Source organism: Alteromonas sp. G4i35 (genome assembly GCF_054960375.1).
The window spans coordinates 20,832-43,569 of the sequence record NZ_JBHNZD010000009.1; the positions used below are offsets into that span (position 1 = coordinate 20,832).

Sequence of the window (22,738 nt, forward strand, 5' to 3'; positions counted from 1 at the left end):
AGTGCTATCTCGCCTCTAAGGTCGTGGTGTTAGGAAGACAAAGTCCTAATGAGGTTCTTATAGTCCTCTTTTATATCATGACTTTCTTCTCTTAGCTGCTCTATTTTTCTACAAGCGTGTAAAACCGTAGTGTGGTCTCGTCCACCAAACGCGTTTCCTAGTTCAGGTAAACTGTGGTTGGTAAGTTCTTTGGCCAGCGCCATCGCGACTTGGCGAGGACGCGCCACACTACGACTACGTCGTTTAGACAAAATATCAGCTACTTTTATCTTATAATAATCTGCGACGGTTTTCTGAATATTATCAACGGTTACCAATTTTTCTTGAAGTGCGAGAAGGTCTCGAAGCGCTTCGCGAACGAAATCAATAGTGATAGGGCGACCGGTAAAGTTTGCGTTAGCAATAACACGGTTAAGTGCACCCTCGAGCTCACGTACGTTTGAACGCAATCGCTTAGCTATAAAGAACGCCACTTCATTAGGTAAGTGAATCCGGTTCTCTGCCGCTTTGCGCATTAAAATAGCCACTCGGGTTTCAAGCTCTGGTGGCTCTATAGCAATAGTTAAACCCCAACCGAAGCGCGATTTCAATCGATCCTCTACCCCATCAATCTCTTTAGGATATCTATCAGAAGTAAGGATGATTTGTTGGTTACCTTCAAGAAGCGCATTGAACGTGTGGAAGAACTCTTCTTGTGAACGCTCTTTATTAGCAAAGAATTGAATATCATCGATAAGTAACGCATCAACGCTGCGATAGAAGCGCTTAAAGTCCTCTATAGCGTTATTTTGTAGTGCCTTAACCATATCCTGCACGAAACGCTCTGAATGCATATACACAATTTTAGCGTCACCGTTATTAGCTACGATGCCATTACCCACTGCATGTAATAAGTGAGTTTTACCTAAGCCCGTACCACCGTAAATAAACAGTGGGTTGTAAGAACCGCCTGGGTTATTTGCGACTTGAGTTGCAGCCGCACGTGCTAGCTGGTTAGATTTACCTTCGACAAAGTTGTCGAATTGATAAGTCGGATTAATATTACTTTTATGCTTCATCGCCTCAGGGATCGGGATCACTTTCGGCGGTGTAGACGATCTTGGCGCTTGATCTGTGTATGCATTATATCCATTACGGTCGTGGTTTTGCGCACCGCGATCATTTAGATCCATACCCTGTGTGTATGAAGGTGATTTTGAAAACGCATTGTTTTGTCCTTGATCACCCACTTGGCTTGCCGATGATGGCATACCGCTATTCGACATTGGTGAATAAGACGATGTGTGCTGCCCATTACTGCCGCTGTGAACAGGCTGATTACTAGTATTATAGTTCTGATACCCTTGACCGCCCGCAGGTGCACTAGGCTTACTTGGTTGATTATTAGGCGTATTTGGAGCAGGTGAAGATCCGCTGGTACTTACAGGCTGACTTCGGCTTACGCTGTGACGATTCATCACTTCTAAACGCAATTGTGGTGCGTCACTTCCGGCAAACTCTTTTAGTAGTGCGGTAATATTATTCAGGTACTTGTCTCTTACCCAATCAAGTACAAAACGATTGGGAGCATAGAGTGCAACCACGCCTTGTTGTTCTTCACAAACAAGCGGTCGTATCCACATACTAAACTGCTGCGTTGGTAATTCTTGACGCAATCTTTCAAGGCATTGGTTCCACAAGGACATGGTACGTAGTTAGCTCCCGTAACTCGCTAGAAAAACCAACTCCTGAAAAGCCAAGCATAAAGAAAGCAGGCACTAAAAAGCGCCATTAGAAGAAAATAGCGTTGGAAGTGTTGGGTAGCAGCGAGAAATTAAGTTATCGTTTTAATCGCTGTGGATTATCTTACTTTATCAACACAATGTAAATGGCGATCCCGATCGATCTTTTCGATCAAAACAACAAGCAACTGATTAGCAAGCTTTTTTCTTTTAGATCAAATCAAACTATAACGAGAAAAATTCATTCTAAATTTGTGCTAAAAAACCGTTAGATCACCTTGCTTTTTATATCTATCTCTGTGTTTTTCACAACGCACTGTGGATAACCTAACCAAATTTTACGCGTTATTCACAGACGATTTGTACGAAAACTGCGTTATCGATTAAGCTATCGATTAGAAAATGCAAAAATTGTTCACTTATTCATCCGAAAAGCGAGAATATGCATTGACAGCACGCCCCGAGATCTCTAGAATTCAGCGTCCTTTTTCGATGGGCTTTTCTGGTGAAAACACCACATTGTTCTGGCAACAGCATAATGTGTTACCAAAAACGCCTATGTTTAACTAAATATAAGTGAGACTTTGGTCATGAAAAGAACATTTCAACCGAGCAATCTAAAGCGCAAGCGTTCTCACGGTTTTCGTGCTCGTATGGCGACTAAAAATGGTCGTAAAGTACTAGCAGCTCGCCGTGCAAAAGGCCGCGCTCGTCTTTCAGCTTAATTGAAAGACGCCAAAGTGGGCGAGAATAATTTTTCTAGGGAGTTACGTCTGTTAACTCCCACCCACTTTACCTATGTGTTTGATAACGCAACCCCAGCTGTATCTCCCTCTTTTACTGTTCTAGCCAGAAAAAATACACTTTCAACTCCTCGTTTAGGCATTACGCTCGCGAAAAAACGTATCCGTAAAGCTCACGATAGAAATCGTTTGAAGCGATTAGTCAGAGAAAGTTTTAGGCATAAACAGCACAACTTACCCAATGTCGATATTATCGTTATTGGCAAGTCTGGCGCTGACAACCTTAGCAACCAAGAAGTTTTCGCTACATTGGACAAGCTATGGAAAAAATTAAACAAGCGTTGCGGCAACTCTTAATTGCAGTGCCTTTGGCATTGATAAAATTTTATCAATGGTTCATTTCCCCTATGTTAGGGCAACGATGTCGTTTCCATCCTTCTTGTTCTTGGTATGCTATAGACGCATTAAAAACGCACGGATTAGTAAAAGGCGGTTGGTTATCTATTAAACGCATATTAAAATGCCACCCTTTGCATGCCGGCGGATATGATCCAGTGCCGGAAAAACAACAAGATAAACACTCAAAATAAAGAGACCTCTATGGAATCGCAACGTAGTTTTCTGATAATTGGCCTTGCGCTAGTTAGCTTTTTGCTTTGGCAATCATGGCAAAAAGATTATGGGCCACAGCCAGTTGTGCCTGTTGAGCAACAACAAACGCAAGAGACATCACAAGGCGTACCGTCATTTAATGAAAATGGCAGCGAAGATGTACCTAGTAGTGATAGCGTTCCTGCTGCACAACCTAGCGCAGCGGCGCAAAGCTCAAACCGCATTATTGAAGTAAAAACCGATACGCTTGATTTACGCATCGATTTGCTAGGCGGCGATGTAGTATCAGCAGACTTACTTAAGTTTCCGGTAGAGCAAGGTTCGGATATTCCTTACAGCCTACTTCGCTCTGGCAACGGTCTTTATGTAGCGCAAAGTGGCCTAATAGGTGCTCAAGGGCCTGATGCAAGCAGCAGTGGCCGCCCTGTGTATAATGCACAAAGTGACTATTATGAAATGACTGGCGACACCCTTGTTATTCCTCTTACATGGAAAAACAACCAAGGCTTGTCAGTTACCAAAACCTTCACTTTCACTAAAGGTCAGTACGACGTAAACGTGAGCTATAGCGTTGAAAATGGTACTGGCAGCGCAGCAACGGTTCAGCCGTATGCACAGCTTAAACAAGTGATGGAGTTTGAAGACGACGGTAACATGTTTATGCCAACGTACCGTGGTGCTGCATTTTCAACGGAAGATGACCGCTACCAGAAGTACTCGTTCGACGAGATTGAAGATGACAACCTACGCGAAACCACGAAAGCGGGTTGGGTTGGCATGCTTGAACATTACTTTGTATCAGCATGGGTACCTTCACAAGAGCAAACTAACACGCTTTATTCTCGTAACCTGAAAAATCAGTATGCGGTAATTGGTGTATTGTCTCCGTCTGAGAGCGTAGCGCCTGGTGAAACCAAAACCCTTGCGTCTACCCTTTACATGGGTCCTAAAGATCAAGAAAGCCTAGCGAAAATTGCGCGCGGATTAGACCTAACCGTTGATTACGGTATTCTTTTCTGGATTTCACAGCCGCTGTTCGCCCTTCTTACATTCCTTCATAGCCTAGTTAATAACTGGGGTGTGGCAATTATCCTTATCACTATTGTAGTGAAAGGCGCGATGTACTGGCTAACTAAGAAGCAATACGAGTCAATGGCACGTATGCGCAACTTAGCACCTAAGATGCAGCAGCTAAAAGACCGTTTTGGCGACGACAGACAAAAAATGTCTCAAGCTATGATGGAGCTTTACCGCAAAGAGAAAGTAAACCCAATGGGCGGTTGCTTACCTCTTCTTCTGCAAATGCCTATCTTCCTTGCGCTTTACTGGGTACTGATGGAAAGTGTTGAACTACGCCATGCAGACTTTGTGCTTTGGATCACTGACCTTTCTACAAAAGACCCATACTTTGTGCTGCCAATTCTAACTGGCGCAAGTATGTACCTATTGCAAAAACTTCAGCCAACCACCATTACTGATCCAATGCAGCAGAAAATCATGCAATGGATGCCGGTAGCAATGAGTGTATTCTTCCTGTGGTTCCCTGCAGGTCTGGTACTATACTGGCTAGTCAGTAACGTGATTACCTTGGTTCAAGCCAAAATGATTTATGCTTCAATGGAGAAGCGGGGCATCAGCAGTAAATAACACGCTGATCAATGAATTATACAGCCCGCCTATGCGGGCTGTTTTGTCTTAAGAGGAATAACCTGTGCCATCATTTGATATTGTTTCTGAAATCAACATGGAAGAAGTACGCAACGCCACTGAAAACGCAAGCCGTGAGCTATCAACGCGTTTCGACTTTCGCGGTATTGACGCGAGCTTTGAGTACAAAGATAAAACCGTGGTCATGAAAGCTGAAGCTGAATTCCAACTTCAGCAAATGGAAAGCATGTTTAGAACGGCGATGTCTAAACGTAACGTAGACACTTCATCTATGGATGTTAAACCCTACGATGCACACGGTAGAACTTACCGTCAGACCATTACCTTTAAAGAAGGTATTGAGCAGCCGATGGCGAAGAAGATTGTGAAGCTGGTGAAAGACGCCAAAATCAAAGTGCAAACGGCTATTCAAGGCGAAGAACTTCGCGTAACAGGTAAAAAGCGTGATGATTTGCAGCAAGTGATTTCACTGGTTAAAGAGTCGAACTTAGGCCAACCTTTCCAATTTAAAAACTTCCGCGACTAATTATGGAATCACTCACCCTTTCTACCGACACTATTACCGCACAAGCGACAGCGCCCGGTCGTGGCGGCGTAGGTATAGTACGTGTTTCAGGTCCTAAGGCTAAAGCCATCGCTGAGGCGTTAGTACCAAGCGCACTAACACCACGTCTTGCGACCTATACGCCGTTTGTTGATGCTAACAACAGCGTAATAGACCAGGGCATAGCACTGTTTTTTAAAGGGCCTAACTCATTTACCGGTGAAGATGTACTTGAACTGCAGGGCCATGGCGGTCAAGTTGTCATGGACATGCTGATTGATGCCGTGCTTGCAACGGGCGATGCCCGGCTTGCCAATCCAGGTGAATTCAGTGAACAAGCCTTTTTAAATGATAAATTAGACCTTGCGCAAGCAGAGGCGATTGCCGACTTGATTGATGCAAGTTCTAAACAGGCAGCAAAAAGTGCGCTGCGCTCGCTACAGGGTGAGTTTTCTACACAAATTCAAACGCTATCTGACCAAATCGTGCATCTTCGTATGTACGTAGAGGCGGCCATCGATTTTCCTGAAGAAGAAATTGATTTCTTATCTGATGGGAAAGTATCAGGTGACTTAAGCGCAATTATGCAAAGCTTAACCAAAGTGCGCGAACAGGCTAAACAAGGCACCTTGTTGCGCGAAGGTATGCAGGTGGTGATTGCGGGGCGACCTAACGCCGGTAAATCGAGCTTATTAAACGCCCTGGCAGGACGAGATAGCGCCATTGTTACCGATATAGCCGGTACCACGCGAGACGTGCTTAAAGAGCATATTCACATTGATGGTATGCCGGTGCACATTATCGACACAGCAGGACTTCGAGAAAGCCCAGATAAAGTGGAACAAATTGGTATTGAGCGCGCGTGGCAAGCTATCAATGAAGCTGACCACGTATTATTCGTTGTAGACTCTACCGCAACTGCTGTTATCGACCCTTATGAAATATGGCCAGAATTTATGGCCCGATTGCCACAAGGCATCCCCGTTACCGTAGTTCGCAACAAGGCCGACCTTAGTACCTTAGATATTGGACAAAGCACAGTTGCCACCGAGCAAGGTGATATCTCAGTTATCAATCTATCAGCCAAAGAAGGTAGCGGCGTCGACACGCTAAAAGCACATCTGGCCAAAACCATGGGCTTCGATACTACAACTGAAGGTCAATTTATTGCGCGCAGACGACACATAGATGCACTCGACCAAGCCTACAGTTATGTAAGCACTGGCGAACAACAACTGCATGATGCTATGGCGGGTGAGTTGCTTGCTGAAGAATTGCGCTTGGCTCACCAGGCACTATGTGAGATAACCGGTGAATTCACGTCAGACGACCTACTTGGTAAGATTTTTTCATCGTTCTGTATCGGCAAATAGCGTGACCATAAAAGTAAGAAGGTGAATAACCTACGGGATAAGCCGCACTTACGTTAAGACGACAATCGTAAATAGAGAAGCAACCCAATAATGAGCAAGCATTTTGAAATCATCGTCGGCACCATGTTAGGTGCCGCAGAATATGTGGCTGATGCCATTGCGGAAAAACTTGATGCGAGCGGGCACACCCACACTATTCACGCAGAACCAAATTTAGATGAGATTAAAACAGAATCAACGTGGATCGTGTGTACATCAACCCACGGTGCTGGCGAATTACCTGACAACATCCAGCCGTTCGCAAAACAGCTAGAGGGCGCGGATTTAAGCGCAGTAAATGCCTACGTTATTGGGCTAGGTGACACCAGTTACGACACCTTTTGTTTCGGCGCAAAAGAAATGGAAAAGCATATTAAAAACGCAGGTGGCACGTTAATTACCGACGCGCTATACATCGATGTGCTAGAACACCCTATCCCTGAAGATGCCGCCGTAGAATGGTTTGACGAAAAGCTGGCCAATGCTTAACAAGCGTTTTTACGTGGAACCAATGCGATGAACAGCAACCTTACCCAAGCTGAACTAGCGGCGTTGCAATCTCCCCTTTCTAACGATTGCCGGGTACTGTATTTACTTGGGCTTCGAACAGGTGCAAATTCGGCAACGACATCGTCGGCACCTATTGATTATAAGCAATTATTGAATTTGCTAAACGGCGACAGCAAAGACGAGCCTTACCAACGCGGTCGTCAAATCAATAGCTTGGTGAAGCAGCTTGAACAAGTGGGTTTGGTTGCCCTGCCCCTTGAACTTGATCTTGAGCATACAATCAACGGGAAAACCCTACTTCTTCCGCTTCTAAGCGAGCCGCAGTCAGACTTCGACCAACTACATGCCCGTCATAGCGCCATGACCCCTAACTGGACGCCCAACAAGGCGTTGTTTGAAGAAATGGCCTCGCTACTGGGTATTATCGATAAAACATTTGATGACAACGAGGTGGGTGAATTCATTGCCTATTGGTTAGGAAGACCAAGTTCAGTGTTTAGCGAATTCCAATGGACACAAAAGTTTGCCAACAATATCAAGCGCAAGCGTCTCGCTTCAGGCTACGCCCCAACAAAGGTGGTGGGAACGCAACAAGTGAAAGTTGCAGCCGGCATAGAAGCAGATGATAATGCTAGAAAGCTGGTGGAAAAGTATGCCGCAACTAAGAAGAGTTAATTCGTTATGGATCGTATAACCGACAAAATTGCTAATTTAGCGAGAGCGCTCAACAAAGACGTCGATCCCAATCGTGAATACATCGACTATAAAACGCTGCGTAAGCAGTACGAGGCGAAAGCGAACGAAGAAGTATCACAACTACAGCAGCGTAGTAAAAAAGCGCGTGTAGAGGCTATTCATGGCCGTTCTGATCTGAATCCTAAATGGACCTTCGCCAACTTAGTTGAAGACAGTGACGATGTGATTGAAGCCGTATCGATAGCTCAGTCTTTTATTGCTGCCCATGACGACCCTGCATGGCGTCAAAGCGGCTCGCATATGATGCTCTTTTACGGCGATTACGGTCGTGGTAAATCACATATTGCCGGTGCCATTGCCCATCAACTTATAGAGCAGTACGAAATTTCAGTGCTTTATCGTCAACTGTCTACACTGCTTGAAATGCGCAATTTCTCGTTTGATTTTGGGGCTTCGGACAACGCGGGGCAGCGCTTCAGGGAGATCAATCAGGAACTGCTAGACGTTGATCTGCTTATTCTTGATGAGGTGTGTGTAAACGAAAGCGTGTTAAAGAAAAATGCGCAGAGTTGGTTTGGTAATCTGCTAAGACAACGCTTGGTAAACAAGAAAAACTGTATTTTGATCACCAATCACAATTTAGCCGAACTTGAAAATGCCCTTGGCCCCTATTGTTTTGAGTCGATTAAAGAGTACGACACTTACAAAGTTAGGTTCCAAGGTCCAAGCCGCCGTGAAGGCTTAACCATTGAACAAGAAGACATGCAAGGCTCTGTTTCACAGCCACGCTATCAACCCAACCAGGTGCGCTAATAGCACCTGGTTTCCCCTCTCTCGAAACCTAGCCCTTACTCTGCTAGGTCTTTTCCTTCATTAAACCTTATTGCATGTTCCTGTTGTGCCAGGTAATAGCGAATCACTTAGTCTGTTGATCCCGCTTTTTACCAAAACAATACGGTTTTAATTCATAGATACACTCAACGATCTCCTTCAGTTAAACAAATAACCATTCTTTCAGACCCACTTCTACCTTATAAAAGTGACTGAATTTTGGTCAGCTCCTATGTTTTTCTCCTGAAAAATGGGCTGTTTTGAAAAAATAATCTTGTCGTTCATAAAAACGTGCAGTTTTTTTGAAGGTGTTGATAAATGCGATCGGGCGATCTAATCACAGCTTTTGGAAAAGATCTCCTCCACAATGTGATCACGCTATAACGCACGTATCTACACGATCTTTTGATCGCGATACATAAATAGCAAACATTTTATCCCCAGTTGGATCACATCTTGATCACCCCTGTGGATAGGATCCTACAAACCACTGTGCATAAGCTTTGATCGAAAAAAGAATAACTTTTCAAACGATTCGGGGTGTGGATAAAAAGGCCATTTATACACAAGTTTGAGATAGGGTTATGGATCGGGGTTTCCCAATGTTATTGATCGCGTAACTTGATGATCTTTATGTGCTTTGATCGGTTACCCACAGATCTTGATGATCCTAATAAAAGTAAAAATAAACAGATCTAAAAGAGATCTTAAGATCTTATAATTCGATCACACCTTTTCAAAAACAGGTTTTGAGGAAAATTTAATCATTTTCTTTATCCAATAAGTCAGATAAAATACGCGCCCTTTTTTCAGCAGTCTCTGCGTGAGAAAAATTAGTTTTTAATCGGCTTATCGTAAGTTAATAGTGAGGTTTAACCATGTTTTATGCTGAAGCATTTGATGTCATCGTTGTAGGTGGTGGACATGCAGGTACAGAAGCGGCACTTGCAGCTGCTCGCATGGGTGCAAATACGCTGTTGCTCACTCACAATATTGAGACGATAGGCCAGATGTCGTGTAACCCTGCAATTGGTGGGATCGGTAAAGGTCATCTTGTAAAAGAGATCGATGCGTTAGGCGGTGCAATGGCACTGGCTATCGACAAAGGCGGTATTCAGTTTAGAACATTGAATTCTTCTAAAGGCCCAGCTGTTCGTGCAACGCGTGCGCAAGCTGACCGTACGCTTTACAAAAACGCCATTCGCGACATTGTTGAAAATCAAGAAAACCTAACCCTGTTCCAACAGAGCGTTGACGATCTGATTGTTGAAAACGATCAGGTATGCGGTGTTGTTACGCAAATGGGCTTGAAGTTTAAAGCCAAGTCAGTGGTACTGACAGTGGGTACTTTCCTTGGCGGAACCATTCACATTGGCCTTGAAAACTATCGCGGCGGTCGTGCCGGCGATTCACCGTCTATCGCACTTGCAGATAGACTACGTGCCCTTCCGTTTCGTGTTGACCGTTTAAAAACTGGGACACCAGCAAGACTTGATGCTCGCTCGTTAGATTTTTCTGTAATGCAGCCTCAACCTGGTGACAATCCTACGCCGGTATTTTCGTTCATGGGTGATAGAACTATGCACCCTACACAGATCCCGTGCTATATCACCCACACTAACGAAAAAACCCACGATATCATTCGCGGGGGATTAGATCGCTCACCCATGTTTACAGGGGTTATCGAAGGTATTGGACCGCGCTATTGCCCAAGTATCGAAGATAAGATCACCCGTTTTGCAGATAAGACATCGCATCAAATTTTTGTTGAGCCAGAAGGTTTAAACAGCATTGAAGTTTATCCAAATGGTATTTCAACCAGTTTGCCATTTGACGTACAGATGAACCTTGTCCGCTCGATCAAAGGTTTTGAAAATGCGCACATTGTTCGTCCGGGTTATGCAATTGAATACGATTTCTTTGATCCACGCGATCTGAAACAAACACTGGAAACGAAGTTTATTCGAGGTTTGTTCTTTGCTGGCCAAATTAACGGTACTACTGGCTATGAAGAAGCGGGTGCGCAAGGGTTAGTAGCAGGCGCAAACGCAGCGCTACAAGTTCAAGAAAAAGACCCGATGATTTTACGCCGCGACCAAGCATACATGGGCGTACTTATCGACGACTTAGCCACCATGGGTACGAAAGAGCCGTACCGCATGTTCACTAGCCGTGCAGAATACAGACTACTGCTTCGTGAAGACAATGCCGATAGCCGTTTAACCGCGATGGGCCGAGAGATTGGTCTTGTTGATGATGCGCGCTGGGCGAAATTTAACGACAAGATGGAAGCGGTAGAAAGTGAGCTGCAGCGTCTACGCGGTCAGTGGATTCACCCTGATCACGCGGCAACGCCGGAACTCAATACCATGCTGAAAAATCCGGTGAGTCGTGAACATTCTCTTGAAGAACTGATCCGTCGACCTGAAATGACTTACGGTCAGTTAATGGAAATTGAAAGTGTTGGCCCAGGTCTTGAAGATCCGGTTGCTGCAGAGCAAGTGGAAATTCAAATTAAGTACGCTGGCTACATTGCCCGTCAAATGGATGAAATCGCGAAAACGCAGCGACACGAAAACACCCTGTTGCCGGTTGATATGGACTTCAGCAAGATTTCCGGCTTGTCGAACGAGGTTGTAGCCAAGTTAACCGAAGCCAGACCGGAAACAATCGGTAAAGCATCGCGTATTTCGGGCATTACCCCGGCGGCCATCTCTTTACTGCTGGTTTACCTTAAAAAACACGGCATGTTGCGCAAGCAAGAGAAAATCAGTGCGTAAAACACGCGCTTAACTCAACACATTACTCGCAGCGCTTAGTTTTTCCTATTTATTCGCGTATTATGATAATCATAATTGCCTAAACTATGCGAAAACTAGAAAAACTCGGCGCTTTTCACACTGTCCCATTGCACTAATTTACATTCGTTGTGCGGCTTTGATGAATTCAGGTGCATTTTTCAAGCGCACTTGTATCGAGCATGAAGAGCTGCAGTAACAAACGGCTGTAAATGAGCGGCAAATAACGATTCGCCACGCGTGTTTATGGTATGGACTGTGTAGAGCAAAAAACATTAACGCGAACAGACAGATTTTTCGATGACGATACAGCAAGAATTGCACACCATTTTGGTGTCTGGACTCGATGCCCTTTCACTAGATTTAAGTGATAAGCAACAGCAGCAGTTAGTTGACTATGTGCTGCTTATGGACAAATGGAATAAGGCGTACAACCTGACTTCTGTGCGCGATCCTAAGCAAATGATGGTGAAACACATTCTAGATTCGCTGGCGATTGTGCCCTTTCTTGATGGTAACAATATCATTGATGTTGGAACGGGCCCTGGCCTTCCAGGTATGCCGTTGGCAATCGCGTTTCCAGATAAATCATTCACATTGCTTGACTCATTGGGCAAGCGTGTACGGTTTATGACCCAATGTGTGCACACGCTTGGATTAACTAACGTAACTCCTGTGCAAAGCCGCGTTGAAGAGCACAATGGCGATACGCCTTACGATATTGTGCTAAGCCGAGCTTTCGCTTCGCTAAAAGATATGTTGCACTGGTGTCAGCATCTGGTAGATTCAGAAGGTCAATTTTTGGCGCTTAAAGGTCAGTTTCCACAAGATGAGATAGACGAAGTGAGTGATCACTTCCATGTGAGCAAAACGGAAAACCTCACTGTGCCAAATTTGGTAGGCGAACGACATCTGGTTTGGCTAAAAAAGAAATAGCCGAAAAATAGAAATAGACGAGAACAGGATCTAACGTGGCTAAGGTAATCGCGATCGCGAATCAAAAAGGTGGTGTTGGAAAGACAACCACTGCAGTTAACGTGGCAGCGTCAATGGCAGCAACCAAGCGTAAGGTGTTGCTGATTGATCTCGATCCACAAGGTAATGCGACCATGGGAAGCGGCGTTGATAAATACGACGTTGAATCTACGGCATTTGAATTGTTGATTGAAGAAAAGCCAATTAACGATGTTATCGTTAAAGCGACAAGCGGCAAGTATGACCTCATCGCGGCGAACGGTGACGTAACCGCGGCAGAAATCAAGCTGATGGAAATGTTTGCCCGTGAAGTAAGGCTTCGCAACGCGCTGAAGCCCGTTATGGATTACTACGATTTTGTCTTTATCGACTGCCCGCCTTCGCTAAACCAGTTAACGGTGAACGCCCTGGCGGCTGCCGATTCGGTAATGGTGCCTATGCAGTGTGAATATTACGCACTAGAAGGCCTCACTGCCCTTATGGATACCATTCAAAAATTGGCATCCGTAGTGAATCCAGAATTGAAGATTGAAGGCGTATTGCGTACTATGTACGACCCGCGCAATCGCCTTGCTAACGACGTTTCAGAACAGTTGAAGCGCCATTTTGGTGAACAAGTTTATCGCACGGTTATTCCGCGCAATGTTCGTCTAGCTGAAGCACCAAGCTTCGGTACGCCAGCGATGTACTATGATAAGTCTTCGACAGGCGCTAAAGCCTACTTGGCACTGGCGGGTGAAATACTGCGTCGTAGGGACAAAACAACGCCTGCACAGGCAAAAGCAAGTTAAACGACAATAAGCTGAACACTATCAGCACATGCCATAGAGGACACTATGTCAGCACGTAAAAGAGGCCTTGGCCGCGGTTTAGATGCGCTACTCGCAACCAGCCAATCATCTGCTCAAAAAGAACAAGATGCCGCCGAGGTAAATTCAACCAACGGTGAGTTGAGTAAACTCCCTATTGAATACTTAGTGCCGGGCAAGTATCAGCCTCGAAAAGACATGTCACCTGAGGCATTAGAAGAATTGGCATCGTCCATTCGTGCGCAAGGTATTATTCAGCCTATCGTAGTGAGAAAAGTCGACGAGCACCGCTATGAAATCATTGCCGGTGAACGTCGCTGGCGAGCTTCACAACTGGCACAGCTAGACGAAGTGCCTTGTTTGGTTAAGAACGTGCCTGACGAAGCGGCAGTGGCCATTGCGCTTATCGAAAATATCCAGCGTGAAGATTTAAATGCTATGGAAGAGGCGCAAGCCCTCGACCGTTTAATGAATGAGTTCGCGCTTACCCATCAAGAAGTTGCTGAAGCGGTGGGCAAATCACGCACCACAGTGACAAATTTACTTCGTCTGAATAATTTGAACGACGACGTGAAACTGTTAGTCGAGCATGGCGATATTGAAATGGGTCATGCTAGAGCGCTGTTAGCGCTAGAAGGTGATACCCAGTCGGAAACTGCGCAAGTAGTATCGGGCAAAGGTCTTACCGTGCGCGATACAGAAAAGCTTGTTAAAAAGCTTTTGGAGCCAGCTAAACCTAAGCCTGAGAAGAAAGTTGATCCCGATGTGCAAAACCTTATGACACGACTTTCAGAAAATTTAGGCACTCCTGTGAGTATTGACCACAATGCGAAAGGCAAAGGCAAGCTGACAATTAGCTTTAGCGACCTTGAACAATTAGATGGAATTATCTCTAAAATTCAATAGTTTAAAATAAAATTACTAGAGAAGCTCCCTTTGCCAACCCGCAATTGATACGCTGTTCGGTGCAAACACCGGACACTCTCCTTTCCGGTTATAGCAATAGAAAATTTTCAGAATAACTTTCAAAAAGCGTTGTACTGTTGAAAATTGTCGGTAAAACAGTATACTTCTGACGCTTTTTGTAAGACGTGAACAAGCTGCGAGTAAAAGTGACGAACAAGTTAGCAAAACGCGGGTTAGACCTCGCCAAGAAAGGGCTACTTTTTCAGGCTATTACAGCCCTAGTCGTTACCGCTTTCGCAGGCGCCGCAGGGGGAAGTCATTCCGCCATGTCGGCAGCGGCAGGCGCTTTAATCAGCATTCTGCCGAACAGTGTTTTTATGGCTTTCGCGTTTCGTTACGCAGGTGCCAGTAAAAACGACCTTGTTGCACGGAGTTTTAGCCAAGGCTCAAAATTGAAGCTGGCACTGACAATCATTTTATTTGTAATTGCTTTTAAAGGCTTAAACGCCGCGCCATTAGAGATTTTCATGGCATTTGTGATTACAACCGCTAGCCACGGGCTAGCCATGTTTCATTACGGTACGAAAGAATAAAGACAGCGCGAGGCGTTGCGATAACGAAAACAACGTATTCGACCGATTGAGACAAAAGAACCAGTCACCAAATTTTTACACTTTACAACTTGGGTTAAACAATGGCATCTGAATACACTACCTCAGAATACATCAAGCACCACTTGACCAATGCCACCATGTGCTCAACTGACAACGGAATTGCTTTTAACAAAGCGTGTTCTGACGCCGGTTTTTGGGCATGGCATGTTGATACACTGGCATGGTCTATCGGTCTTGGTCTTCTTTTCCTAATTATCTTTAGAAGCGTTGCTTCAAAAGCGACAACCGGCGTACCTGGCAAAATGCAGGCGTTTGTTGAGCTTGTTGTTGAGTTTGTTGACGACAACGTTAAAAGCACTTTCCATGGTAAGAGCGCACTTATTGCGCCATTAGCACTGACTATCTTTGTATGGGTATTGCTAATGAACCTTATGGACTTGGTGCCAGTTGATCTTATTCCATGGGTATCTGGTCTTATCGGCCAAGCGGCTTTTGGCATGGATCCACACGACGTTTACAACAAGGCAGTTCCAACCACTGACCTTAACTTAACGTTCGCACTGGCTTCAGGCGTGTTTATTCTTATTCTTTTCTATTCAATCAAGATGAAAGGCATTGGCGGTTTTGCAAAAGAACTGACTATGCAGCCTTTCGGTCACCCTATCTTTATTCCGGTGAACTTTATTCTTGAAACCGTTACTTTGCTTGCGCGTCCGCTTTCACTAGCACTGCGTTTGTTCGGTAACTTGTATGCCAGTGAGCTAATCTTCATTTTGATTGCTACAATTGGTTATTTCCAGCTTCCACTGCACTTCATGTGGGCTGTGTTCCATATTCTGGTACTTCCGCTTCAAGCGTTTATTTTCATGATGCTTACCATCGTGTACTTAAGCCTGGCGTGTGAAGACCACTAAGCATTAACGGGTGTCGGTTTTGATTTTTAATCGACACCGTTTTTACAGAGTTTGACTTTTAAACATTAACTTTAAATTTAACTTAAATCGGAGACGTAAATGTTATACATCGCTGTTGCACTACTGATTGGTCTTGGTGCCCTAGGTACCGCTATTGGTTTCGGTCTACTAGGTGGTAAATTCCTTGAATCTGCTGCTCGTCAACCTGAACTAGCACCTCAACTACAAGTTAAGATGTTCATCGTAGCGGGTCTTATCGACGCCATCGCGATGATCGGTGTTGGTATCGCTCTATACCTATTGTTCGCTGTTGGTGCCTAATTCTACTAAACACTTTTTTAGCGAACTTTAAGAGGAGGGGCGATTGTGAATTTTAACGCCACTTTTATTGGTCAATTAATCGCCTTCGCTGTGTTCGTGGTGTTCTGCATGAAATATGTATGGCCTCCACTAATGGCAGCGATTGAAGAACGTCAGAAGAAAATTGCCGATGGGCTTGAAGCTTCTGAGCGTGCAGAGAAAGACCTAGAGCTTGCTCAAGCGAAAGCTACTGAGCAATTGAAAGATGCGAAAGCGCAAGCAGCTGAAATTATCGAGCAGGCTAAAAAGCGTGCCAACCAATTGGTTGACGAAGAAACGCAAAAAGGCCATGCGGAACGCGAAAAGATTATCGCTTCTGGTTATGCCGAGATTGAAGCTGAACGCAATCGTGCCAAAGAAGATTTGCGCAAGCAGGTTTCTGCACTTGCAGTAGCTGGCGCACAGCAAATCTTACAACGTGAAATCGATGCAAACGCACAAAACGACATTGTTGAAAAACTTGTCGCTGAGCTTTAATAGGGAGATGAGCCATGTCTGAATTGACAACCGTTGCTCGTCCTTATGCTAAAGCTGCTTTCGATTTTGCTGTCGAGAAAGACGCCGTTGCAAAATGGCAAGAAATGCTCGCCTTTGCAGGCGCTGTAGCAGCGAACGATGACATGCACCAGCTTTTGTCTGGTGCGGTTGCCGCTGACACGCTTGCCGACATTTTTAACAATGTTTGTGGTGAGCAACTCGACGAACACGGCCAAAACCTGGTTAAGGTTTTGGCTGAGAATAAACGTTTAGCCGCGTTGCCTGAAATTTCTACTTTGTTTGATGCATTTAAAGCAGATTACGACAAAGAAATAGAAGTGGACGTAACCTCAGCATCTACGCTGACTGATGCGCAACAAAATGAGTTGGTTGCATCTTTGGAAAAACGTTTGGCACGTAAAGTGAAGCTTAATTGTAACGTGGACCCTGCCCTGATCGCTGGAATGGTAATTAATGCCGGCGATACAGTTATTGATGGTTCCGTAAAGTCGAAATTGAACCGTCTAGCAGACGCGTTGCAAGCATAACGGGGATAAGAGCATGCAACTTAATTCCACTGAAATTGCTGAACTGATCAAGAAAAGAATTGAACAGTTCAATGTAAGCAGTGAAGCACGTAATGAAGGTACTATCGTCGCAGTAACTGACGGTATTATCCGCATTCATGGCCTTGCAGATGTAATGCAAGGAGAAATGATCGAGCTTCCTGGAAGCCGTTACGCAATTGCACTAAACCTTGAGCGAGACTCTGTAGGTGCAGTTGTTATGGGTCCTTATGCGGACCTTAAAGAAGGCGATAAAGTACAATCTACTGGTCGTATTCTTGAAGTACCAGTAGGTAACGCACTACTAGGTCGTGTTGTAAACACACTAGGTGAGCCTATCGATGGTAAAGGCGCAATCGATGCAGCTGGTTTCGAACCAGTTGAAAAAATTGCACCTGGCGTAATCGAGCGTCAATCGGTAGACCAGCCAGTACAAACTGGTTATAAGTCAGTTGACGCCATGATCCCAGTAGGTCGTGGTCAGCGTGAGCTTATCATCGGTGACCGTCAGTGTGGTAAAACAGCAATGGCTGTTGACGCTATCATCAACCAAAAAGGTACAGGCATTAAGTGTGTGTACGTAGCGGTTGGTCAGAAAGCATCTACTATCGCTAACGTAGTACGTAAACTAGAAGAGCACGGTGCACTTGACCACACTATCGTGGTTGCAGCATCTGCATCTGAGTCTGCTGCGCTTCAATACCTAGCGCCTTACTCTGGTTGTACTATGGGTGAATTCTTCCGTGACCGCGGTGAAGACGCGCTAATCGTATATGATGATTTGTCTAAGCAAGCTGTTGCTTACCGTCAAATCTCACTACTACTTAAGCGTCCACCAGGCCGTGAAGCTTACCCAGGTGACGTATTCTACCTTCACTCACGTCTACTAGAACGTGCTGCACGTGTAAACGAACAATACGTTGAGCGTTACACAAACGGCGAAGTGAAAGGTAAGACAGGTTCATTGACTGCGCTTCCAATTATCGAAACGCAAGCTGGTGACGTATCTGCATTCGTACCAACTAACGTAATCTCAATTACCGACGGTCAGATCTTCCTAGAAACTGACTTGTTTAACGCAGGTATCCGTCCAGCGGTTAACGCTGGTATCTCGGTATCTCGTGTTGGTGGTGCTGCACAGACTAAAATCATCAAGAAGTTGGGTGGCGGTATCCGTCTAGCCCTAGCTCAGTATCGTGAACTTGCGGCGTTCTCGCAGTTTGCTTCTGACCTTGATGATGCAACTCGTGAGCAACTTGAGCACGGTGAGCGCGTAACTGAGCTAATGAAGCAGAAGCAGTACGCACCACTTTCAATTGCTGATATGGGTGTATCTCTGTTCGCGGTAGAAAAAGGTTTCCTTAAGGGTATCGAGCTTAACAAAATCCTAGATTTTGAAGCCGCTCTTCACTCTTACATGAACAGCGAACACGCTGACCTTATGAAGACTATCAACGAATCAGGTAACTACAACGACGAGATTGCCTCTAAGTTGAACGACGCTTTAACAAACTTTAAAGCGACACAAACTTGGTAATCAATGGTGCTGGTGTTTAACCACCAGCGCAATTCGTTGAGTAATCGGAGAGATAGTCATGGCCAGCGGTAAAGAAATAAAAGGTAAGATTGGGAGTATCAAAAATACTCAGAAGATTACCAGTGCGATGGAAATGGTTGCTGCGTCTAAAATGAAAAAGGCGCAGGAACGCATGGCTTCTGGCCGTCCATATGCACAAAATATGCTTAAAGTGATTGGTCACATTGCAAACGGTAACCTTGAATATCGCCATCCTTATTTGGAAGAGCGTGAAGTCAAGCGCGTCGGTTACATTGTGATTTCCACTGACCGAGGCTTATGTGGTGGCTTGAACACCAATGAATTTAAGCTCGTCACTCAAGACGTCAAAAAATGGCGTGAACAGGGTGTAGAAGTGGATTTCGCTGCATTAGGTTCTAAGGCGTGCAGTTTCTTCAACCGCTTTGGTGGCAAGTTGCTTGCTGCTGAATCTGGTTTAGGTGACAAGCCGTCTGTGAGCGATGTAGTGGGTGTTGTACGCGTTATGCTTAAAGCGTACGACGAAGGACAAATTGACCGAGTATTCTTGGTATTCAATGACTTCGTTAACACCATGACACAGAAACCTGTGATCAATCAGTTATTGCCTTTGCCAAAGTCAGAAGACGAAGAATATCAACATCGTTGGGACTACATCTACGAGCCAGATCCAAAAGAAATTTTGGAAGCACTAATGGTTCGTTACATTGAGTCTCAGGTGTATCAGGGTGTTGTAGAAAACGCGGCGTCAGAACAAGCTGCGCGAATGGTTGCCATGAAGGCAGCAACCGACAACGCCGGTAACCTCATTGATGAGTTACAACTGGTATATAACAAAGCGCGTCAGGCTGCAATCACACAAGAAATCAGTGAGATTGTGAGCGGTGCCGCAGCGGTGTAGGCAAAGGTTTAAAAGAGATAACGAGGACAAATTATGAGTCAAGGTAAGGTCGTCCAAATCATTGGCGCCGTTGTGGATATTGAATTTCCACAAGATGCGGTACCAAGAGTTTATGACGCACTACGAGTTACCGAAGGTGACTTGTCAGGTCTAACCCTGGAAGTGCAACAGCAATTAGGTGGTGGTGTTGTTCGTGGCATCGCACTAGGTACTACTGACGGACTAAAACGTGGTCTTGCAGTGGAAAATACCGGTAACCCAATCATGGTTCCAGTTGGTACGAAGACACTTGGTCGTATCATGGACGTATTGGGTAACCCAATCGACGAAGCAGGCCCAATTGGTGAAGAAGAGCGTATGTCTATTCACCGTGAAGCGCCTAGCTACGAAGATCAGTCTAGCTCGGTAGAACTACTAGAAACTGGTATCAAAGTAATCGACTTGGTTTGCCCATTCGCTAAGGGTGGTAAAGTTGGTCTATTCGGTGGTGCGGGTGTAGGTAAAACCGTAAACATGATGGAACTTATCCGTAACATCGCAATCGAGCACAGCGGTTTCTCAGTATTCGCTGGTGTTGGTGAGCGTACGCGTGAGGGTAACGACTTCTATCACGAAATGAACGAATCAAACGTACTTGATAAAGTATCGCTTGTATACGGTCAGATGAACGAGCCACCGGGTAACCGTCTACGTGTTGCACTTACCGGTCTAACAATGGCTGAGAAGTTCCGTGACGAAGGCCGTGACGTTCTATTCTTCGTAGATAACATCTATCGTTATACCCTAGCAGGTACTGAAGTATCAGCACTTCTAGGTCGTATGCCATCTGCGGTAGGTTACCAGCCTACTCTTGCAGAAGAGATGGGTGTACTTCAGGAACGTATTACGTCAACGAAGACAGGTTCAATCACTTCAATCCAAGCGGTATATGTACCTGCGGATGACTTGACTGACCCATCTCCAGCGACAACCTTTGCTCACTTGGATGCAACGGTAGTACTTTCTCGTGATATCGCGTCTCTTGGTATCTATCCTGCGGTAGACCCACTAGATTCAACGTCTCGTCAGCTAGACCCGCTAGTAATTGGTCAAGAGCACTATGACGTAGCACGTGGCGTACAGACTGTTCTTCAGCGCTATAAAGAGCTGAAAGACATCATCGCGATCCTAGGTATGGACGAACTATCTGAAGAAGACAAGCAAGTGGTATCACGTGCTCGTAAGATTCAGCGTTTCCTATCTCAGCCGTTCTTCGTAGCAGAAGTATTTACTGGTGCACCTGGTAAATATGTATCGCTAAAAGACACAATCAGTGGCTTTAAAGGCATTCTAGACGGTGAGTACGATCACCTTCCAGAGCAAGCCTTCTACATGGTTGGTTCTATCGAAGAAGCGCTAGAGAAAGCCAAGAAAGCATAATGACAGGGCTAGCAGTTGCTAGCCTAGCATCATGCTAACGTACCTAATCAGGAGGTTCACATGGCAATGACAGTACATTTGGACGTAGTAAGCGCGGAGAAAGCGATTTTCTCAGGTCGCGTTGAAGCGATTCAGGTGACAGGTAGCGAAGGTGAGCTGGGTATTCACCCAGGGCACGCGCCACTTATCTCTGCTATTAAACCTGGTATGGTGCGTTTGGTTAAACAGCACGGTGAAGAAGAAGTAATCTATGTTGCAGGTGGTGTACTAGAAGTACAACCTGGCAATGTTACCGTACTGGCTGATACCGCGGTTCGAGCTGAAGATCTTGACGAGCAGGCAGCAGAAGAAGCCAAACGACGTGCAGAAGAGCACATCGCCAACCCAGGCGCTGACTTTAACTACGCTGAAGCAGCTCACGAGCTTGCAGAAGCTATTGCTCAACTTCGTCTTATTCAGAAGTTACGCAAGTAAAAAGCACAGCTTTGAAAAAACCCGCCAAATGGCGGGTTTTTTATTGCCGAACGAAAAGTGGTCGTTCACATTCTCTTACGTTTATTTTTATTGCTATCGCACTACACAAAGCTTATCGTTAGAGCGTTTTAACCGATTTAAATTAAAACGTAATCGGCGCTAATTCTAGTGCCACCTTTGCCTGTAACGAATTATAGAAATGAAGCTTAACCCGTATTCCAACATGCACAAAGGTGCCTCTATTGGATTTTTTCCTCTGCTAACAACACTGATTTTACTTTCAGTGCATTATTTTACGGGTGCGTTAGATTGGCCTGAAGTGGGAAATGTACGTGCACAGCGCGACTTCAACTCTGCTATTGGTATGTCGCTTATTACAGGATACTTTTGGTTTGCGCTTCGTTTAATGCATCAAAACGTGGCTAGCACCCTTATTTCTTTGCTTGTAAAAACCAACCAGCTTAGTCAGTTTTCGGCGCATAGGCGAGAACTCGCCATTGAATTTAGACACCATATTTTCAATGCAATCATCATTTCTATTATGATCACGATTGTGTACTGCATATTCGAAGGATTGATCACGGTAAAACAAGAAATACACGTTTTATTCTTAACGGCCACAGCCGTCCCCTTTTGGTTCTTGGCCATTTTATTTTTGTTTCAGATTTCCTCCAACATTAAGTACCTAACTTCTAAAGTTTTGCCCCAAGCCGGTGGAAATATTGACCGACTTAAGTCCATCATGACGATTTTAAAATTAGGAACAACTAACAGCATATTTGCGATGGGGGCACTGGCCATCTTTCCTATCTTTTGGTTGAAAAAAGACATTCCTTCCATTGATGTACTAGTAGTGACGTTCTTCACGGGGATAGTGAGCGTTTATCTATTTTGGCCGGTAATAAAGCTTAAAAGTATGCTTGAGAAAGAGCAGAAAGCTGCTGTTCTGCACCTAGAGGAAAACATAGAAGACGGTATTAAACGATGTGCAAAGCACGAAGAATTCTCTACAGCTGCGTCAACTGAGCAACTAGAAAGCGAAAAAGAACGAGTCTTAAAAATGGGGGCGCGGGTTTTTGCCCCAAGAGATAAGGCAAGAGTGGCTGCGTGTATTGCGTTAATACCGATTTCATGGGTTCTATTGTTCATTGTTGAATGGTTAATTCAACTCCCTCGCTACCATTAGTCTATTCGGGTCTGTTGTTCTTTGCCTTATATTTTCGCAGCGGTCTA

General features: G+C 45.0%; 25 protein-coding genes. 24 read left to right on the plus strand and 1 reads right to left on the minus strand.

Annotated elements, in window-relative coordinates; all coding sequences use genetic code 11:
* Positions 1-29 precede the first annotated feature (29 nt).
* Positions 30-1,685: a chromosomal replication initiator protein DnaA gene (gene dnaA, locus ACFI6L_RS07015; RefSeq protein WP_342341095.1), complete on the minus strand. Its 1,656-nt coding sequence runs from the start codon at positions 1,683-1,685 to the stop codon at positions 30-32.
* Between the two features lie 438 nt (positions 1,686-2,123).
* Between dnaA and ACFI6L_RS07020 the strand changes: the two genes are divergently transcribed.
* From ACFI6L_RS07020 to ACFI6L_RS07135, 24 genes are all read left to right on the plus strand, one after another.
* Complete coding sequence (locus tag ACFI6L_RS07020) at positions 2,124-2,291, plus strand: hypothetical protein (RefSeq protein WP_155279887.1); 168 nt, start codon at positions 2,124-2,126, stop codon at positions 2,289-2,291.
* A gap of 20 nt (positions 2,292-2,311) precedes the next feature.
* Entirely contained in the window at positions 2,312-2,446 is a 135-nt protein-coding gene (rpmH, locus tag ACFI6L_RS07025; protein ID WP_014290886.1) for a 50S ribosomal protein L34, read from the plus strand.
* A 15-nt stretch (positions 2,447-2,461) separates the two neighbouring features.
* Positions 2,462-2,821 carry a ribonuclease P protein component gene (gene rnpA, locus ACFI6L_RS07030; protein ID WP_015000154.1) on the plus strand — a complete coding sequence of 120 codons (360 nt, stop codon included), beginning with the start codon at positions 2,462-2,464 and terminating at the stop codon, positions 2,819-2,821.
* The gene (yidD, locus tag ACFI6L_RS07035) at positions 2,806-3,054 is read left to right on the plus strand and encodes a membrane protein insertion efficiency factor YidD (protein ID WP_014951464.1); all 249 of its coding nucleotides are present in this window, start codon (positions 2,806-2,808) and stop codon (positions 3,052-3,054) included. Before rnpA ends, yidD begins: the two co-directional genes overlap by 16 nt.
* A gap of 10 nt (positions 3,055-3,064) precedes the next feature.
* Positions 3,065-4,723 carry a membrane protein insertase YidC gene (gene yidC / locus ACFI6L_RS07040; RefSeq protein ID WP_462573669.1) on the plus strand — a complete coding sequence of 553 codons (1,659 nt, stop codon included), beginning with the start codon at positions 3,065-3,067 and terminating at the stop codon, positions 4,721-4,723.
* Positions 4,724-4,787: 64 nt separating this feature from the next.
* Positions 4,788-5,270 carry a YajQ family cyclic di-GMP-binding protein gene (locus ACFI6L_RS07045; protein WP_014977844.1) on the plus strand — a complete coding sequence of 161 codons (483 nt, stop codon included), beginning with the start codon at positions 4,788-4,790 and terminating at the stop codon, positions 5,268-5,270.
* A gap of 2 nt (positions 5,271-5,272) precedes the next feature.
* Positions 5,273-6,661: a tRNA uridine-5-carboxymethylaminomethyl(34) synthesis GTPase MnmE gene (gene mnmE / locus ACFI6L_RS07050; RefSeq protein WP_014951461.1), complete on the plus strand. Its 1,389-nt coding sequence runs from the start codon at positions 5,273-5,275 to the stop codon at positions 6,659-6,661.
* 90 nt (positions 6,662-6,751) lie between these two features.
* Positions 6,752-7,189: an FMN-binding protein MioC gene (mioC, locus tag ACFI6L_RS07055; protein ID WP_014977843.1), complete on the plus strand. Its 438-nt coding sequence runs from the start codon at positions 6,752-6,754 to the stop codon at positions 7,187-7,189.
* Positions 7,190-7,216: 27 nt separating this feature from the next.
* Positions 7,217-7,885, plus strand: a complete 669-nt coding sequence (locus ACFI6L_RS07060; RefSeq protein WP_015000151.1) for a DnaT-like ssDNA-binding domain-containing protein — start codon at positions 7,217-7,219, stop codon at positions 7,883-7,885.
* A gap of 6 nt (positions 7,886-7,891) precedes the next feature.
* Positions 7,892-8,719: an ATP-binding protein gene (locus tag ACFI6L_RS07065; protein WP_014951458.1), complete on the plus strand. Its 828-nt coding sequence runs from the start codon at positions 7,892-7,894 to the stop codon at positions 8,717-8,719.
* A gap of 896 nt (positions 8,720-9,615) precedes the next feature.
* Complete coding sequence (mnmG, locus tag ACFI6L_RS07070) at positions 9,616-11,517, plus strand: tRNA uridine-5-carboxymethylaminomethyl(34) synthesis enzyme MnmG (protein ID WP_462573670.1); 1,902 nt, start codon at positions 9,616-9,618, stop codon at positions 11,515-11,517.
* Positions 11,518-11,835: 318 nt separating this feature from the next.
* Complete coding sequence (gene rsmG / locus ACFI6L_RS07075; protein ID WP_014951456.1) at positions 11,836-12,471, plus strand: 16S rRNA (guanine(527)-N(7))-methyltransferase RsmG; 636 nt, start codon at positions 11,836-11,838, stop codon at positions 12,469-12,471.
* A gap of 35 nt (positions 12,472-12,506) precedes the next feature.
* Positions 12,507-13,301 carry a ParA family protein gene (locus tag ACFI6L_RS07080; protein WP_014951455.1) on the plus strand — a complete coding sequence of 265 codons (795 nt, stop codon included), beginning with the start codon at positions 12,507-12,509 and terminating at the stop codon, positions 13,299-13,301.
* A gap of 45 nt (positions 13,302-13,346) precedes the next feature.
* Entirely contained in the window at positions 13,347-14,225 is an 879-nt protein-coding gene (locus ACFI6L_RS07085; protein WP_014951454.1) for a ParB/RepB/Spo0J family partition protein, read from the plus strand.
* A 206-nt stretch (positions 14,226-14,431) separates the two neighbouring features.
* Positions 14,432-14,818, plus strand: a complete 387-nt coding sequence (locus tag ACFI6L_RS07090; protein ID WP_014951453.1) for an ATP synthase subunit I — start codon at positions 14,432-14,434, stop codon at positions 14,816-14,818.
* A gap of 101 nt (positions 14,819-14,919) precedes the next feature.
* On the plus strand, positions 14,920-15,753 hold the full coding sequence (gene atpB, locus ACFI6L_RS07095; RefSeq protein WP_012520223.1) for a F0F1 ATP synthase subunit A: 834 nt from the start codon (positions 14,920-14,922) through the stop codon (positions 15,751-15,753).
* A gap of 99 nt (positions 15,754-15,852) precedes the next feature.
* Entirely contained in the window at positions 15,853-16,074 is a 222-nt protein-coding gene (atpE, locus tag ACFI6L_RS07100; protein WP_012520222.1) for a F0F1 ATP synthase subunit C, read from the plus strand.
* A 45-nt stretch (positions 16,075-16,119) separates the two neighbouring features.
* Entirely contained in the window at positions 16,120-16,590 is a 471-nt protein-coding gene (atpF, locus tag ACFI6L_RS07105) for a F0F1 ATP synthase subunit B (protein ID WP_014951452.1), read from the plus strand.
* Between the two features lie 14 nt (positions 16,591-16,604).
* Positions 16,605-17,138, plus strand: coding sequence for a F0F1 ATP synthase subunit delta (gene atpH, locus ACFI6L_RS07110; RefSeq protein WP_014951451.1), 534 nt, complete (start codon positions 16,605-16,607; stop codon positions 17,136-17,138).
* Between the two features lie 13 nt (positions 17,139-17,151).
* Positions 17,152-18,693, plus strand: coding sequence for a F0F1 ATP synthase subunit alpha (gene atpA, locus ACFI6L_RS07115; RefSeq protein ID WP_014951450.1), 1,542 nt, complete (start codon positions 17,152-17,154; stop codon positions 18,691-18,693).
* A gap of 58 nt (positions 18,694-18,751) precedes the next feature.
* Positions 18,752-19,612 carry a F0F1 ATP synthase subunit gamma gene (gene atpG, locus ACFI6L_RS07120; RefSeq protein WP_012520217.1) on the plus strand — a complete coding sequence of 287 codons (861 nt, stop codon included), beginning with the start codon at positions 18,752-18,754 and terminating at the stop codon, positions 19,610-19,612.
* 33 nt (positions 19,613-19,645) lie between these two features.
* Complete coding sequence (gene atpD / locus ACFI6L_RS07125; RefSeq protein ID WP_014951449.1) at positions 19,646-21,031, plus strand: F0F1 ATP synthase subunit beta; 1,386 nt, start codon at positions 19,646-19,648, stop codon at positions 21,029-21,031.
* Positions 21,032-21,091: 60 nt separating this feature from the next.
* Positions 21,092-21,505 carry a F0F1 ATP synthase subunit epsilon gene (locus ACFI6L_RS07130; RefSeq protein ID WP_014951448.1) on the plus strand — a complete coding sequence of 138 codons (414 nt, stop codon included), beginning with the start codon at positions 21,092-21,094 and terminating at the stop codon, positions 21,503-21,505.
* 199 nt (positions 21,506-21,704) lie between these two features.
* Positions 21,705-22,691: a hypothetical protein gene (locus ACFI6L_RS07135; protein WP_462573671.1), complete on the plus strand. Its 987-nt coding sequence runs from the start codon at positions 21,705-21,707 to the stop codon at positions 22,689-22,691.
* The last annotated feature ends 47 nt before the right edge of the window (positions 22,692-22,738 follow it).

Coding starts and splice junctions, on each gene's coding strand:
- dnaA (WP_342341095.1), bottom strand. CDS start 1,685: ATGTCCTTGTGGAACCAATGCCTTGAAAGATTGCGTCAAGAATTACCA.
- ACFI6L_RS07020 (WP_155279887.1), top strand. CDS start 2,124: ATGCAAAAATTGTTCACTTATTCATCCGAAAAGCGAGAATATGCATTG.
- rpmH (WP_014290886.1), top strand. CDS start 2,312: ATGAAAAGAACATTTCAACCGAGCAATCTAAAGCGCAAGCGTTCTCAC.
- yidC (WP_462573669.1), top strand. CDS start 3,065: ATGGAATCGCAACGTAGTTTTCTGATAATTGGCCTTGCGCTAGTTAGC.
- mnmE (WP_014951461.1), top strand. CDS start 5,273: ATGGAATCACTCACCCTTTCTACCGACACTATTACCGCACAAGCGACA.
- mioC (WP_014977843.1), top strand. CDS start 6,752: ATGAGCAAGCATTTTGAAATCATCGTCGGCACCATGTTAGGTGCCGCA.
- ACFI6L_RS07060 (WP_015000151.1), top strand. CDS start 7,217: ATGAACAGCAACCTTACCCAAGCTGAACTAGCGGCGTTGCAATCTCCC.
- ACFI6L_RS07065 (WP_014951458.1), top strand. CDS start 7,892: ATGGATCGTATAACCGACAAAATTGCTAATTTAGCGAGAGCGCTCAAC.
- mnmG (WP_462573670.1), top strand. CDS start 9,616: ATGTTTTATGCTGAAGCATTTGATGTCATCGTTGTAGGTGGTGGACAT.
- rsmG (WP_014951456.1), top strand. CDS start 11,836: ATGACGATACAGCAAGAATTGCACACCATTTTGGTGTCTGGACTCGAT.
- ACFI6L_RS07085 (WP_014951454.1), top strand. CDS start 13,347: ATGTCAGCACGTAAAAGAGGCCTTGGCCGCGGTTTAGATGCGCTACTC.
- atpB (WP_012520223.1), top strand. CDS start 14,920: ATGGCATCTGAATACACTACCTCAGAATACATCAAGCACCACTTGACC.
- atpE (WP_012520222.1), top strand. CDS start 15,853: ATGTTATACATCGCTGTTGCACTACTGATTGGTCTTGGTGCCCTAGGT.
- atpH (WP_014951451.1), top strand. CDS start 16,605: ATGTCTGAATTGACAACCGTTGCTCGTCCTTATGCTAAAGCTGCTTTC.
- atpA (WP_014951450.1), top strand. CDS start 17,152: ATGCAACTTAATTCCACTGAAATTGCTGAACTGATCAAGAAAAGAATT.
- atpG (WP_012520217.1), top strand. CDS start 18,752: ATGGCCAGCGGTAAAGAAATAAAAGGTAAGATTGGGAGTATCAAAAAT.
- atpD (WP_014951449.1), top strand. CDS start 19,646: ATGAGTCAAGGTAAGGTCGTCCAAATCATTGGCGCCGTTGTGGATATT.
- ACFI6L_RS07130 (WP_014951448.1), top strand. CDS start 21,092: ATGGCAATGACAGTACATTTGGACGTAGTAAGCGCGGAGAAAGCGATT.
- ACFI6L_RS07135 (WP_462573671.1), top strand. CDS start 21,705: ATGAAGCTTAACCCGTATTCCAACATGCACAAAGGTGCCTCTATTGGA.